This window comes from Actinoplanes sp. NPDC026619 (assembly GCF_040638295.1).
Taxonomy (GTDB): domain Bacteria; phylum Actinomycetota; class Actinomycetes; order Mycobacteriales; family Micromonosporaceae; genus Actinoplanes.
The window spans coordinates 313,957-327,540 of the sequence record NZ_JBEZYA010000007.1 but is presented as its reverse complement, the minus strand read 5'-3'; the positions used below and the strand labels follow the sequence as shown (position 1 = coordinate 327,540).

The window sequence follows — 13,584 nt, the reverse complement described above, 5'->3', positions numbered from 1 at the left end:
CGGCTTCCGCCGACCGCCCTTTTCGCTCCGCTTGGTTTCGCTTCAGGGTTTCGCCGACGGGCTGAGGAGAGTACGCGTTGAGCACACCGCAGCTAACAACGCTGTCGATGACGGGCGTGCGCAAGGCCGCGATCATGCTGGTCCAGTTCGGCAAGGAGCACTCCGCGCAGATCCTGGGCAGCATGTCGGAGAAAGAGGTCGAGATGATCTCGGCCGAGATCGCCCGGCTCGGCAAGCTCGAACCGACCGTCGTCGACGACGTGATGGACGAGTTCTACGCCATGGCGACCACCCGGTACGCCGGCTCCGGCGGCATGGACTACGCCCGCGAGCTGCTCGAGGCGTCGCTCGGCAAGGAACGCGCGGCGTTGATCCTGGATCGCCTCGAAGCCTCGATGAACGACATCCCGTTCAACTTCCTGAGCCACGCCGACCCCCGGCAGTTGCTCTCGTACGTGCAGTACGAGCACCCGCAGACGATCGCGCTGGTGCTCGCGCACATCCCGGCGGCGCTCGCCTCAGCGATCCTGGCCGGCCTCTCGCTCGAGGTGCAGACCGAGGTGGCGCACCGGATCGCGGTGATGGACCGCACCTCTCCCGAGATCATCCGGCAGGTCGAGACGGCCCTGCAGCGCAAGCTCTCCTCGGTGCTCCAGCCCGACGAGCTCTCCACGGTCGGCGGCCTGGCACCGCTCGTGGAAATCATCAACCGGGCCGACCGGACCACCGAGCGGCTCATCCTGGAGGCCCTGGACGCCCGCAGCCCCGAGCTGGCCGAGGAGATCCGGCGGCGGATGTTCATGTTCGAGGACGTCGTCAACCTCGAGGACCGCGCCGTGCAGCTGGTGCTGCGGCAGGTCGAGCCGGCCGATCTGGCCACCGCGCTCAAGGGTGTGCCGGAGACCGTCCGCGACAAGATCACCAAGAACCTCTCCGAGCGTGGCCGGGAGAACCTCATCGAGGAGATCGACCTGCTCGGCCCGGTCAAGGTCAAGATGGTCGAGGAGGCCCAGGCCAAGATCGTCTCGGTGATCCGCTCGCTCGAGGACTCCGGCCAGATCGAGGTCCAGCGAGGCGGCGAGGCCGATGAGCTCATCGCCTGACTCGCGGCATCCGTTCCTGCGTGGCACCGACGCCGAGTCGGCCGAGTCGGCCCAGTTCGCCGTCGATCTCCGCAACGGGACGCCCGGCTCGAACTCCCCATCGGCCAAGGCCCGGGAGGAGGCCCGGACCGCCGGCTATGCCGAGGGCTGGGCCCAGGGCCAGCGCGAGGTCGCGGCGGCCGCGGAGGATTCGGTGGCCCGCGCCCGGGCCGCCGAGCAGGCGCACGAGCAGCGCCGCACCGCCGCACTGGCGCAGGCCGTCAACGCGCTCGGCCGGGCCGTCACGGCGCTGGAGAACCAGCTCATGCCGTCCTTCGCCGAGCTGCAGGAGGTAGTGCTCGCGCACGCCTTCGAGCTGGCCGAGGCGATCGTCGGGCGCACCCTGGACGATCCGCAGCGGCGCGGCGCCGACGCGCTGCGCCGGGCCATGGCGGCCACGCCGGAGGCCGGTTCGCTGATCGTCAGCCTCTGCCCCGACGACTACCGGACCCTGGTCGGCGACGGGCCGGCCGACTACGACTACGAGGGGCGCCGGGTCACCCTGCGCCCGGACGCCACACTGCGGCCCGGTGACGCGGTCGCGGACTCCGGCATGGCGTCGGTGGACGCCACGATCGAGGCCGCGGTCGCTCGCGCCCGGGAGGCGCTGCGGCTCTAGCTGGAGGCAGCAGATGACCGACGTATTGCGGAATCGGATGAGTGCGGCGCTGGCCGCGGCCAAACCACTCAGCCGCGGCCGGGTGACCGGGGCGGTCGGCCTGCGGGTCACGGTGAGCGGGGTGGCGGCCCGGGTCGGCGACCTGTTGCAGATGGGCGACGGGCCGGAGGCGATCTACGCCGAGGTGGCCGCGCTCGACGGCCAGCAGCTCTCCTGCCTGCCGCTCGGCCCGCTGGCCGGGATCGGCACCGGCACGCCGGTGACGAACACCGGTGGCCCGCTGCAGGTGGCGGTCGGCCCGGACCTGCGCGGCCGGATCCTGGACGGCCTCGGCCGGCCGATGGACGGCGGCCCACCGCTGCGCGGCGAGCTCGTCGGGATCGACGCGTTGCCGCCGTCGGCGATGGAGCGCCAGCTGGTCGACAAACCGATGCCCCTGGGCGTGCGGGTGCTGGACACCCTCGTGCCCTGCGGCCGTGGTCAGCGCATCGGCATCTTCGCCGGTTCCGGCGTCGGCAAGTCCAGCCTGATGAGCATGATCACCCGCGGCACCTCGGCCGAGATCAACGTGGTCGCGCTGGTCGGTGAGCGCGGTCGCGAGGTGCGCGAGTTCATCGAGCACGACCTGGGACCGGAGGGTCTGGCGCGCTCGGTGGTGGTGATCGCGACATCGGACGCGGCGCCGCTGGTGCGATTGCGGGCCGGCGCGGTGGCCACCCGGATCGCCGAGTACTACCGGGACGACGGCCACGACGTGCTGCTCCTGATGGACAGCGTGACCCGGGCGGCGATGGCGCAGCGCGAGGTGGGCCTGTCGGTAGGCGAGCCGCCGGCCACCCGCGGATATCCCCCGTCGGTCTTCGCCATGCTGGCGTCGCTGCTGGAGCGGGCCGGCCCCGGCGCGCGCGGCAGCATCACCGGCCTCTACACGGTGCTGGTGGAGGGCGACGACCACAACGAGCCGATTGCCGACGCGGCCCGCTCGATCCTCGACGGCCACGTGGTGCTGGACCGCAAGCTGGCCACCGCCGGCCACTTCCCGGCCATCCAGGCCCTCGACTCGATCTCCCGGGTGGCGAACCGCATCACGACCCGCGAACAGCGCGCCGACGCCACCGAGCTGCGCCGCCTGATGGCCGCCCACCGGGAGGTCCGCGAGCTGGTCGAGATCGGCGCCTACGTCCCCGGGACCAACCCGGAGGCCGACCGGGCGAACGCCCTGTGGGCGCACATCACGGCGTTCCTGCGCCAGGACATGGACGAGAAGGTAATCCCGGAAGTCGCGTGGGCCCAGCTGCACGCCCTGGTCAACGCCGCCTAGAACGGCAGGCGGATGGTGAACGTGGTGCCGTCGCCGGGGGCGCTCGCGACCTCGATCGTGCCACCGTGCGCCTCGGTCAGCTTGCGGACGATGGCCAGGCCGAGGCCGCTGCCGCCGGTGGACCGGCTGCGGGACTCGTCGGCCCGCCAGAACCGGTCGAAGACCTTCGGCAGGTTCTCCGGGGCGATGCCGATGCCGGTGTCGCGCACGGTGATCGTCGAGCCGTGCGCGCCGACCGTGACCGAGCCGCCGCGCGGGGTGTAGCGCAGGCCGTTGGCGACCAGATTGCCGACCATCTGGCGCAGCCGCACCGCGTCGGCCGGCACCACCGGATCGCCGTCGATCGCCGTCGTCAGGTCCACCCCGGCCTCGTGGGCGGGGGCGCGATGGCTGTCCACCACCTGGGTGAGCACGTCCCGAAGGTTCGTCGGCTCGGGATGGACGCGCAGCGTGCCGGCATCCGCCGCGGCCAGGTCGCTCAGGTCGTCGATGACGTGCTGCAGCAGGATGGCCTCCTCGTGCAGGAGCCCGAGCAGTTGAGCGTCGGTCGGGGCCAGGTCGTCCTGGGCGGCCTCCAGCCAGCTCCGGATGTTCGTCAGCGGCGTGCGCAGCTCGTGCGCCACGTCGCTGACCATGGCGCGGCGCTGGGCCTCGGCCCGGTCGCGCCGCTCGGTGGAGTCGTTGAGCGCGCGGGCCAGCCGGCCGATCTCGTCCTGGGTCGACACCGGGGCCAGGTCGTGCCGGTCGGCGGCCTCGGTCAGGGCCCGCAGCGGGCGCACCAGCCGCCGACCGACCAGCACCGTGACCAGGATCGTGACGAGCAGGACGGCGCCGGTGGTGGTCACGATCCGGATCGTGTTCGCCCGGGACAGGGTGAACCGGGTCTGGTCGGCGCCGGCCGCCGGGTCGGTGACGAACAGCAGGGCGGCCGGGGCGACGTAGGGCGCAAGGATGGTCCGCCGGGACTTCTCCAGGCAACCGCGGATGCGGGTGGCGGACGCCGGGGTGCCGGTGTCGGGCAGCGGCACGGACTGCCGGATCTGTGCGGCCGTGCCGTTGGCCGAGTCGACCTTCAGGAAGTACGTCGAGAAGTCCGGCCACACCCCGATGCGATAGTTCGCCGGCAGGCCGACGCAGTCGGAGGTCATCAGGCCCAGGCTCCGCAGCGGTTTGACCTCGGCCTTGGTGATCTCGTATTGCAGCTCCCGGTCGCAGACCGCCTCGAGCTTGGCCGAATCGGCGCCGATCACGGTGACCGCGGGCCGGCCGGTCGCCTGCTCGGTGATCTTCCCGTCGGCGCCGTTCTTGCGCAGGCACGACACCTGGTCGGCGGCGATCTTCCGGAGACTGTCGCGCTGGTCGGCCGGGATCCGGAACGGGCCGGTGGCCCGGGCGTCGATCCGCTCGGTGCCGCCGGTCAGGGCGAGGTCCAGGTTGAGCGGGTCGACGGTGGCGGACGGGCTCGCGGTCGCCAGCGACGGGCCGGGCCCGGAATCGGCGATCACCATCCGCTCCGGGGTGGTGATCGTGATCCGGCGGCCGAGCTTGACCGCTCGCTGCTGGATCAACGCGGGCACGCCGGACCAGTCGGCGTGGGTCGCCGCGTACGCGACCAGCATGTCGTAGACACCCTTGTCCTCGGTGAGCGACCGGCCCTGCTCCTGGCGCAGGGCCCGGGTGGCGGTGCTGGCGGCCAGCCAGGCGGTCGCGACGATCGCGGCGACGGCGATCAGCACCGAGGTGGCCAGCAGCCGGGTCACCAGGCTGTGCCGCACCGGCACCCGGCCGCCGGTCACGGTGTCTCCGCCGCCAGTTTGTAGCCGACGCCGTGGACGGTGATCAACTGAACCGGCCGCTGCGGGTCGACCTCGATCTTGCGGCGCAGGTTCATCACGTGGACGTCGATGGTCCGCTCGGTCGAGCTCCGGTCCATCCCGCGAGTGTGGTGCAGCAGCTGGGAGCGGGTGAACACCCGGTCCGGCTGCGCCGACATGGCGGCCAGGATGGCGAACTCGCCCCGGGTGCACTCGACCGGGACGCCGTCCACGGTGATCTGGTGCCGGGTCCGGTCGACGCCGATCCGGCCGACCCGCTGGGGCTCGGGGACGGCGGCCGGGCCGCTCGCGCCGCGGGAGGCCCGCCGGAGCAGGGTGCGCACCCGGGCCATCAGCTCGCGCGGGCTGTACGGCTTGGTCAGGTAATCGTCGGCGCCCAGTTCCAGGCCGCGCAGCAGGTCCGCCTCGGTCGTCCGGGCGGTCAGCATCAGCACCAGCACATCCGACTCCTGGCGCAGCGTGTGGCAGACGTGCAGGCCGTCCAGGCCGGGCATCATGACGTCGAGCACCAGCAGGTCGGGCCGCCAGCGCCGGGCCTCCTCCAGCGCGGCCCGGCCGTCGTGCACGACGAGAGCCTCGTGACCTTCCGCGACCAGGTACCGCCGGACCACCTCGGCCTGGCGGGGATCGTCGTCGGCCACGAGCACCTGAGCACACATGGCGGCGATGATAGGACCGCCCGCCCACGCGGTGAGAACTTTCCTCGATACCTAACAGCTTTCTAACGCCCTCCGGCCACGCTCGTCGCCATGCATCCGACGGCAGACCAGACCGAAGTGATCCCGCTCGCCCCGGACCCGCCACCGCGGCGCGGACGGACGGCGAAGTGGCTGGCCGCGGGCGTGGTGGCGATCGTTCTGGGCGCCGGCGCCGCGGTCGTGGTGATCCGGCACCGGTCGGCCGGCGAGCCGGTGGCCGAGCCGACGACGGCGGTCGAGACGGTGGCGCTCGAGCGCCGCGACCTGTCGACCACCCGGAAGCTGGACGGCACCATCGGATTCGGCACGCCCCGCCCGCTCGCCGGGCACACCGACGCAACGGTGACCTGGCTGCCGGCCGTCGGCGCCACGATCAAACGAGGGCGGCAGCTGTTCCGGGCCGACGACAAGCCGGTGATGCTGTTCTACGGCAGCATGCCGCTGTACCGGCCGATCGCGGGGAAGAACCTGACCGGCCGGGACGTACGGATCATCGCGGAAAATCTGCGGGCGCTCGGGTACGACTTCGGCCGGTTGCCGGTCGAGGACGGCGCGAGCGTCCTCACCGACGGGCTGATCGCGGCGGTCAAGCGCTGGCAGAAGGACGTGGGCCGGCCGGTCACCGGCACGATCGCGGTGGGGGACGTCGAGGTGCTCCCGGGCGCGGTCCGGGTCGACTCGATCGCGGCGCTGCCCGGTTCCCCGGCGAACGCCGCGCTGATGTCGGTCACCTCCACCCGCAAGGTGATCACCGTGTCGGCGGAGCTGAGCGAGGCCGCTGCGGTGGAACGCGGTGACGCGGTCACCGTCACGCTGCCCGACGACCGTACGGTCAAAGCCCGCATTCTCGCGGTGGGCCGCACCGTCACGACGGCGGACGGCGGCGTCGCCGACGGCCCGCCGAAACTGACCGTGTCGGTGACCGTCGACGACCCGGCGACGATCGCCAAGCTCGACTCGGCCGCCGTCCGGGTCAACATCGCCGGCAAGACCGTCAAGGGTGCGCTGGCCGCGCCGATCGAGGCGCTGATCGCGCTGACCGAGGGCGGTTACGCGGTGCAGGGCCCGGACGGCCTGGTCGCGGTGCAGACCGGGATGTTCGCCGACGGCTGGGTGCAGATCAGCGGCGACGGCCTGACCGAGGGCCTCACCGTGGTGGTGGCGTCGTGACCGTTCTTTCGGTACGCGACGCGAGCATGCGCTATCCCGGCGGGGTGGCCGCCCTCACCGGAGTGAGCCTGGACATCGCCGCCGGCGAACTGGTGGCGATCGTCGGCCCGTCCGGGTCGGGCAAGTCGACCCTGCTGAACATCATCGGCACGCTGGACCGGCCCACCTCGGGCACGGTGTGGATCGCCGGGCAGGACGTGGCCACCCTCAGCGACCGGAAACTGTCCGCGCTGCGCGCCCGCGAGATCGGCTTCGTCTTCCAGCAGTTCCACCTCACCGACGGGCTCACCGCGGCGGAGAACGTGTCCACCGGCCTGCTCTACGCCGGGGTGGCGCGCCGGCACCGCCGGGAACGGGCGCTGGCCGCGCTGGCCCGGGTCGGCCTCGCCCATCGGGCCGGGCACCGTCCGCAGCAACTGTCCGGCGGCGAACGGCAGCGGGTGGCGATCGCCCGGGCCCTGGTCAACCAGCCGTCCCTGGTGCTGGCCGACGAACCGACCGGCGCCCTGGACACTGCGAACGGCCAGGCCGTGCTGACGCTGCTGCGCCGGCTGAACGAGCAGGGCGCCACCATCGCGCTGATCACCCACGACCGGGACATCGCGGCGTCGATGCCCCGGCAGATCGAGATCCGGGACGGGCGGCTGGTCCGATGATTCGTCTCTCGGTCGCCGACTTCCTGTCGCTCGGGATGCTCGGCATGCGCACCCGCCCGGCCCGGGCCGCCCTGTCCGGCCTGGGCATCGCGATCGGCATCGCCACCATGATCGTGGTGACCGGCATCCCGGCGTCCAGCCAGGCGGCGCTCGTCGAGAAGCTCAGCGCGCTCGGCACCAACACCCTGCAGGCGGTGGCGCTGCCCGACGTCGACCCGCCGGCTCAACTGCCGGAATCGGCGGTCGACATGGTCCGGCGGATCGGCCCGGTCACCACGGTCAGCGCGGTCGCCAACACCCACACGCTGGTACGCCGCAACGACCGCACCGACCCGGCCGACGGCTCCGGCCTGACCGTGCTCGCCGCCCGCACCGACTTGCTGCCGGCGATCAACGCGCGGGTCCGGTCGGGCCGGTGGCTGACCGCGGCGACCGAGCGGTTCCCGGCCGTGGTGCTCGGCTCGGTCGCCGCCGGCCGGCTGGGCGTGACCGGTCTGCCGGCCGGCGCGCCCGCGCCCCAGGTGGTGATCGCCGACCGGCGGTTCACCGTCGTCGGGATCCTAGCCACCACCCCGCTCACCCCCGACATCGACCGGTCGGTGCTGGTCGGCTGGCCGTCGGCCAAGTCCGAGCTGGCCTTCGACGGGCATCCGACGGTCCTCTACGTGCAGAGCGACGAGGCGCAGATCGAGGCGGTGCGCGGCGTGCTGGCCGAGACCATCTCGCCGGAGCGGCCGGGGGCGGTGATGGTCACCCGGCCGTCCGACGCCCTCGCCGCCAAGCGGGCGACCGAGCGCAGCTTCTCGGTGCTGTTCCTGGCCCTGGCCGGGGTGGCCCTCGCGGTCGGCGGCATCGGGGTGGCCAACACGATGGTCGTCTCGGTGCTGGAACGGCGCTCCGAGATCGGCCTCCGGCGGGCCCTGGGCGCCACCCGCGGCCAGATCCGGGGCCAGTTCCTCACCGAGTCGGTGCTGCTGGCCACGGTCGGCGGCGTCGGCGGCACCGCGCTGGGTCTGCTCGCCACCATCGGGTACGCGACCTGGCAGGAGTGGCCGCTGGTGATCCCGGGCCGGTCGGCGGCGCTCGGGGTGGGTGGGGCCATCGTGATCGGAGTGCTGGCCGGCGTCTACCCGTGCGTACGCGCGGCCCGGCTGACCCCGACGCAGGCGCTCGCCACCGTCTGAGGCCGGGAGGGCGGCGCTCGCCGCCCTCCGGCGCCCTCTACTTCGTCAACTTCGCCGCGGCCTGCCGTTCGCAGTCCGGGATCAGGTCCAGGCCGTCCCGGATCGACTTCACGTCGTTGTTCCGCCCGCCGAGCTCGACGTCGACGCCGTTGGCACCGACCTCGACGTACTTGATCCCCTTGCCCTTGAGGCACTTCACCACATCGCGGGCGAAGTCGCGGGACTGCGGGTTGGCCGGGTCCTTCTCCCACGGCGGCAGCGGGGAGTAGAGCGGGCCGCAGATCCGGTCCGCCGCCGTGGCCTTGTCGGCCAGCTCGATCAGCTTGCTCCGCTCGGGCACCTGATCGCCCTGGTACCACTCGCTCTTCGGCAGGGCGCCGTGCTCCTTCAGGCACTTGTTGTACGGCCCGAGCATGGCCTCGTACTCCTCGGGCGTGCCGTCCAGCCGCTCGCGCGGGCGCTCCGGCTGGGGTGCGGCCGACGCCGTGGCCGACGGGCTGGCCAGCGTGGCCACCTCGGGGCCACCGCGGGCCGGCCCCCAGGACTCACAGCCCGCCAGCGAAATCGCCATGACCAGCAGCAATGCGTGACTTCTCGGCATGCCGCCGGCTACTTCTTCATCGTCGCGGCCACGGCGCGCTCGCACTCCGGGGCCAGGTCCAGGCCGAGCCGGATCGACTTCGCGTCGTTCTGGTCGCCGCCCAGGGCGAGGCTGATGCCGTCGTCGGAGACCTCGACGTACTCCACGCCCTTGCCCTTGAGGCACTTCACCACGTCGCGGGCGAAGTCGCGGGCCTCCGGGTTGGCCGGGTCCTTCTCCCACGGCGGGAGCGGATAGAACTGCGGCTCGCAGATCCGGGTCGCCTCGTCGGAGGCCTCCTTCTCCTTCGCGGTGGCCGGCCGGGCCACGTTACCGCCGGTGACGATGTCGCCCTTCAGCAGGCCGCCGTGCTCCTTCATACATTTGTTGTAGGGGCCCAGCATCGCCTCGAACTCCTCCGGCGTCGTGTCCAGCCGCTCCCGCGGCCGCTGCGCCGTCGCCGCAGCCGACGCGGACGGCGTGGCCGCGGTGCTGGTGAGCGTGGCCACCCGTCCCTTCTCTGCCTGGCCCTCGGATTCGCAGGCCGACAGCACGCTCAGCGCGAGCGCGGCTGCCATCAGAACCTGACTCCTGCGCATGCGGTTGCCTCTCTGTCCGGCGCCCGGGGCGATCCCGGGCGTCGGACAGCCTCGCGGAGGGACGTGAGGAAAATGTCAGGTTCATCGGCTGCTCCGTTGCAGCTCGGGTGCAGCACTCAGCGAATCAGGGTCCGGGCCGACGAGACATCTGAGGGAGTCCTGACCCGGACCACCGCTTGGAGGCCAGCCTTGAAACGCATCTTCGGACTCGCACCCGTGCTCCGTGCCCGCAAGGCCCAGGAAGACGCCGCCCGTGGTGCCGTGAACCAGTCACGCGCGGAGATCCGTGACGCCGAGGCCCTGGTCAAGCGCCGCAGCCTCCAACTGGTCGGCGCCGATGCCCCGAGCGAGGGCACCGCCCGGGCCATGGTCGCCTCGCTGGTCGCCCGGCAGTCGCTGGCGGCGAGCCTGTTCGACGCGCAGCGCATGGTGACCGACGCCGAGGAGGTCGAGCGGGAGCGGGTCGCCGTCCTCGCCGACGCCGCCAAGCGCCGCCGGGCGGTGGAGATGATGGCCGAGAGGCACGCCGAGCTGGTCCGCGCCCACGACCTCAAGGCCGATCAGGCGAACCTGGACGAACTGTCCACGACTTCCAAGGCCCGTAACGCCGCCCGGGGGCTGGCATGAACGAGCGAAGCGAGCGAATCAGCAGGCTCAGTGCGGAACTTGCTCTTGGCAGCTCGGAGCGAAGCGAGGAGCTGGCATGAGCGTCGGCGTCGGCGGAGTTCTCTCCCGCATCTCGGAGCTGCGAGGTCAGCTCGGTCTCAAGCCGCTGGAGACGGATCCCACCACGACCGGCACGGTCACCACCAAGCCCGGTGTGTCCGGTGACAACTCGTTCGCCTCGATGCTGGCGGGCGCGACCGACAACCCGGCGGCGACGACGGCCGGTGGCGGCACCTCCGGCAACGACGTGGTGGCGGCGGCGAAGAAATACCTCGGCACGCCGTACGTCTTCGGCAGCACCGACCCGGGCAAGGGCCTGGACTGCTCCGGCCTGGTCCAGCGCACCTACGGCGACCTGGGCATCCAGCTCCCCCGCAACTCGTGGCAGCAGGCCAAGGCCGGACAGCCGGTGGCGAGCATGGCGGACGCGAAGCCGGGCGACATCCTGGCCTTCGACGCGCCGGTGGACCACGTCGGCATCTATCTCGGCAACAACCAGATGATCGCGGCCCCCAAGCCGGGCGATCACGTCAAGATCCAGAAGGTGTACGAGACTCCCACGCACATCCGCCGCGTCGTCACCGACAGCGCCGACAGTGCCGCGGTCGCCGCCCAGAACATGGCGTCGGTCCGGCCGGCCGCACTGTCGGGATCCGGCTCGCTGGCCGGCGTCCCGTACGGCGATCTGTTCGCCAAGGCCGGCGCCAAGTACGGCATCTCGCCGAAGCTGCTCGCCGCGGTGGCCAAGGTCGAGTCCGGGTACAACCCGAACGCGGTCAGCAAGGTCGGCGCCCGGGGCCTGATGCAGCTCATGCCGACCACAGCCAAGGGCCTCGGCGTCGGCAACGCGTTCGACCCCGAGCAGGCGATCTTCGGCGGGGCCAAACTGCTCGCCCACAACCTGCGCGAATTCAAGTCGCTGCCGCTGGCACTGGCCGCCTACAACGCGGGCGGCGGCGCGGTCAAGAAGTACGGCGGCATCCCGCCGTTCGCGGAGACCCAGGCTTACGTGCCCAAGGTTCAGAAGGCCCTCGCCGCCCTCGGCGGCTGATCCTCGACCGCACACCGATCCTGACCAGGGAGAGCCGCATGAAGATGCCGAGTTCCGTCACGGGCCCGGACCGGACCAACACGCCGGACCCCGGGCGCCGGGCCAGCGGAAAGCGCGACGGCGGCGACGAGTTCGGCTCGGCGCTCTCGGCCGAGCTGGACCGGCCGGGTCGCGACGAGGACAACAGCACGGCCAAGCGGGTCGCCGACCAGGAGGTGGCCGAGCGCGCCGCCACCCAGCGGGCCGACCGGGCCGACGCTGACCGGGCGGCGGCCGGCCGGGCATCGCTCGACCGCTCGGCCGCGAACCGGGCGGCCGTCGCCGACCGGGCCGCCGCCGATCGGGCGAACGCGGATCGGGCCAACGCCGATCGGGCCGCCCGCGCCGCCGACCAGCGGGCCGCCGGGGACCGGGCCGCCGGGGACCGGGCCGCCGGGGACCGGGCCGCCGGGGACCGGGCCACCACCAGCCGCAGCGCCCAGTCCCGCGATGCCGCGAGCCGGGCTGACGACGCCGCCCGCCGGGCCGACGCCGATCGGGCCGCGGACGACAGCTCCGATGGGGACCGGGTCGAGGATCGCCGCCCCGCCGACGACCGCAGCCAGGTCGAGAAGGGCCGGACCGACAAGCCCCGGGCTGAGGATCGGGACGACACCAAGACCACCGGCACGGCCGAGAAGCCGGCCGACGCCAAGGACGCCGACGCCGCCAAGACCGACGAGGCCAAGACGACCGACGAGACGACCGCCAAGGACGCCGACGCCGCTCCGGCCGCTCCGGCCGCGCCGGTGACGGCCGGTCAGGTCGCGGCCGCCGCCGTGGCGCAGGCGCCGGCCACCGCCCAGACGGTCGCCCAGACCGCCACCGCCGGCAAGCCCGGCGCCGCCACCGGGGTCTCCTCGGTCGGCGGAGTGTCAGCGGCCGGCGGGCCGGCGGCGAACGGTCCGGTGGCCGGCCCGGCCGCCGGGACCGCGGCGAACGCGGGCAACGCGACGCCCGCCACCGTGCCGCAGAACGTCACCGACACCCCGGCCGAAGCCGCGACGATGCCGGCCGGAACCCTGCGCGACGCCTCCGGCAAACCGGTGACCGGCGGAACCGCGGCGAACGGCCCGGCCCTGCCGCCCGCCCTCGCCGCCGAGCTGGCCAAGGCCGGCGCGACCGCCACCGGAACCGCCGCCCCGGCGACCGGCCAGCCGATCGATCCGGCCACCCAACTGGCCGGCGCCACCCTGAACCCCGCGGCGCAGACCCCGGCCGGCACCACTCCGGACCAGGCCACGCCCGCTGCGACGGACGCCACGGCGCAGGCGCCGGCCGGCCCCGCCGCGGACCAGACCCAGCCGGCGCCGGACGCCACGACCGCGCCGCCCGCACCCGCGGCCGCGCCGCCCGACCGCGCCGCCCCGGACGCCACGACCGCAGCGCCGACCGGCATGCCGCCGGCCCCGGCCGCGACCCCGGGGGTCGCTCCGGACGGGACGGCTACTCCCGGCGTACTCGGTCAGGCTGGTCTTGCCGGGGTTTCCGGGCCGCAAGCCGCCGCGCCCGCCGCACCGAGCGCCCCGGCCGCGCCGCCGGCCAGTGCGCAGGCGCCGCTGCCACCCGCCGCTGCCCAGGTGGCGATGCGGATCATCCCGCTGCGGCTGGATGCCGACGGCGTGCACCGACTGACCGTCAACCTGCACCCGGCCGATCTGGGTCCGGTGCAGGTGGTGGCCGAGATTCGCAACGGCGACATCAACCTGCAGCTCACCGGCACCACCGACGCCGGCACCGACGCGCTGCGCAACGCGCTCGGCGACCTGCGCCGCGAACTGGAGGAGTCGGGCTTCGGCAACTGCACGCTCGACCTGCGCCAGGGCAACGCCCAGCAGGAGCAGGCGCGGCAGCGGTTCGGAACGCCGGGCGGTCTCGGCGGCCGGCGCGAGACCGGACCGGCCGGGCCTGCCCCGGTGACCGAACCGACCGTCGCGGCCCGGCCCGCACCGGGCAGCAGCCGGATCGACATTCGCGCATAAATAAAACGACGCCGGTGGACACGAACTGTGTCCACCGGCGTC

At 73.2% G+C, this 13,584-nt stretch carries 13 protein-coding genes; 9 read left to right on the top strand and 4 right to left on the bottom strand.

Translation table 11 applies throughout. The annotated features are described in order from the left end of the window. Positions 1-107 precede the first annotated feature (107 nt). The 3 genes from fliG to AB0E90_RS18455 are packed head-to-tail and all read left to right on the top strand — an operon-like array spanning position 108 to position 3,082. A complete protein-coding gene (fliG, locus tag AB0E90_RS18465) occupies positions 108-1,103 on the top strand; it encodes a flagellar motor switch protein FliG (RefSeq protein ID WP_360406376.1) in 996 nt (331 codons plus the stop codon). Further along, positions 1,087-1,761, top strand: a complete 675-nt coding sequence (locus AB0E90_RS18460) for a FliH/SctL family protein (protein WP_360406373.1) — start codon at positions 1,087-1,089, stop codon at positions 1,759-1,761. The genes fliG and AB0E90_RS18460 overlap by 17 nt, the downstream gene beginning before the upstream one ends. Positions 1,762-1,774: 13 nt before the next feature. Continuing rightward, the gene (locus AB0E90_RS18455) at positions 1,775-3,082 is read left to right on the top strand and encodes a FliI/YscN family ATPase (RefSeq protein WP_360406370.1); all 1,308 of its coding nucleotides are present in this window, start codon (positions 1,775-1,777) and stop codon (positions 3,080-3,082) included. Here the strand turns inward: AB0E90_RS18455 and AB0E90_RS18450 are convergent. Together AB0E90_RS18450 and AB0E90_RS18445 are read right to left on the bottom strand one after the other, a co-directional pair. Then, complete coding sequence (locus tag AB0E90_RS18450) at positions 3,079-4,878, bottom strand: HAMP domain-containing sensor histidine kinase (protein ID WP_360406367.1); 1,800 nt, start codon at positions 4,876-4,878, stop codon at positions 3,079-3,081. The genes AB0E90_RS18455 and AB0E90_RS18450 overlap by 4 nt on opposite strands. Next, positions 4,875-5,576 (bottom strand): response regulator transcription factor, encoded by a 702-nt coding sequence (locus AB0E90_RS18445; protein ID WP_360406364.1) that lies wholly within the window; start codon positions 5,574-5,576, stop codon positions 4,875-4,877. Before AB0E90_RS18445 ends, AB0E90_RS18450 begins: the two co-directional genes overlap by 4 nt. Before the next feature lie 90 nt (positions 5,577-5,666). Here AB0E90_RS18445 and AB0E90_RS18440 point away from each other — a divergent pair, with 90 nt between their 5' ends. From AB0E90_RS18440 to AB0E90_RS18430, 3 genes are read left to right on the top strand one after another with little or no spacing between them, the layout of a single operon-like run. Further along, on the top strand, positions 5,667-6,785 hold the full coding sequence (locus AB0E90_RS18440) for an efflux RND transporter periplasmic adaptor subunit (RefSeq protein ID WP_360406361.1): 1,119 nt from the start codon (positions 5,667-5,669) through the stop codon (positions 6,783-6,785). A 26-nt stretch (positions 6,786-6,811) separates the two neighbouring features. After that, positions 6,812-7,441 (top strand): ABC transporter ATP-binding protein, encoded by a 630-nt coding sequence (locus AB0E90_RS18435; RefSeq protein WP_360406600.1) that lies wholly within the window; start codon positions 6,812-6,814, stop codon positions 7,439-7,441. Next, on the top strand, positions 7,438-8,625 hold the full coding sequence (locus tag AB0E90_RS18430; protein WP_360406358.1) for an ABC transporter permease: 1,188 nt from the start codon (positions 7,438-7,440) through the stop codon (positions 8,623-8,625). The genes AB0E90_RS18435 and AB0E90_RS18430 overlap by 4 nt, the downstream gene beginning before the upstream one ends. 37 nt (positions 8,626-8,662) lie before the next feature. Here AB0E90_RS18430 and AB0E90_RS18425 read toward each other — a convergent pair whose 3' ends face one another. Both AB0E90_RS18425 and AB0E90_RS18420 read right to left on the bottom strand, forming a co-directional pair. Beyond that, positions 8,663-9,226, bottom strand: a complete 564-nt coding sequence (locus tag AB0E90_RS18425; protein WP_360406355.1) for a hypothetical protein — start codon at positions 9,224-9,226, stop codon at positions 8,663-8,665. An 8-nt stretch (positions 9,227-9,234) separates the two neighbouring features. Next, on the bottom strand, positions 9,235-9,783 hold the full coding sequence (locus AB0E90_RS18420; protein ID WP_360406352.1) for a hypothetical protein: 549 nt from the start codon (positions 9,781-9,783) through the stop codon (positions 9,235-9,237). Positions 9,784-9,993: 210 nt separating this feature from the next. Between AB0E90_RS18420 and AB0E90_RS18415 the strand changes: the two genes are divergently transcribed. The 3 genes from AB0E90_RS18415 (at position 9,994) to AB0E90_RS18405 (ending at position 13,542) form a co-directional block, all read left to right on the top strand. Continuing rightward, positions 9,994-10,431 (top strand): cell envelope biogenesis protein TolA, encoded by a 438-nt coding sequence (locus tag AB0E90_RS18415; RefSeq protein WP_360406349.1) that lies wholly within the window; start codon positions 9,994-9,996, stop codon positions 10,429-10,431. 76 nt (positions 10,432-10,507) lie between these two features. Beyond that, positions 10,508-11,521, top strand: a complete 1,014-nt coding sequence (locus AB0E90_RS18410) for a transglycosylase SLT domain-containing protein (protein WP_360406346.1) — start codon at positions 10,508-10,510, stop codon at positions 11,519-11,521. A gap of 38 nt (positions 11,522-11,559) precedes the next feature. Beyond that, entirely contained in the window at positions 11,560-13,542 is a 1,983-nt protein-coding gene (locus tag AB0E90_RS18405) for a flagellar hook-length control protein FliK (RefSeq protein WP_360406343.1), read from the top strand. Positions 13,543-13,584 lie beyond the last annotated feature (42 nt).

Coding starts and splice junctions, on each gene's coding strand:
- fliG (WP_360406376.1), top strand. CDS start 108: ATGACGGGCGTGCGCAAGGCCGCGATCATGCTGGTCCAGTTCGGCAAG.
- AB0E90_RS18460 (WP_360406373.1), top strand. CDS start 1,087: ATGAGCTCATCGCCTGACTCGCGGCATCCGTTCCTGCGTGGCACCGAC.
- AB0E90_RS18455 (WP_360406370.1), top strand. CDS start 1,775: ATGACCGACGTATTGCGGAATCGGATGAGTGCGGCGCTGGCCGCGGCC.
- AB0E90_RS18445 (WP_360406364.1), bottom strand. CDS start 5,576: ATGTGTGCTCAGGTGCTCGTGGCCGACGACGATCCCCGCCAGGCCGAG.
- AB0E90_RS18440 (WP_360406361.1), top strand. CDS start 5,667: ATGCATCCGACGGCAGACCAGACCGAAGTGATCCCGCTCGCCCCGGAC.
- AB0E90_RS18435 (WP_360406600.1), top strand. CDS start 6,812: ATGCGCTATCCCGGCGGGGTGGCCGCCCTCACCGGAGTGAGCCTGGAC.
- AB0E90_RS18430 (WP_360406358.1), top strand. CDS start 7,438: ATGATTCGTCTCTCGGTCGCCGACTTCCTGTCGCTCGGGATGCTCGGC.
- AB0E90_RS18425 (WP_360406355.1), bottom strand. CDS start 9,226: ATGCCGAGAAGTCACGCATTGCTGCTGGTCATGGCGATTTCGCTGGCG.
- AB0E90_RS18420 (WP_360406352.1), bottom strand. CDS start 9,783: ATGGCAGCCGCGCTCGCGCTGAGCGTGCTGTCGGCCTGCGAATCCGAG.
- AB0E90_RS18410 (WP_360406346.1), top strand. CDS start 10,508: ATGAGCGTCGGCGTCGGCGGAGTTCTCTCCCGCATCTCGGAGCTGCGA.
- AB0E90_RS18405 (WP_360406343.1), top strand. CDS start 11,560: ATGAAGATGCCGAGTTCCGTCACGGGCCCGGACCGGACCAACACGCCG.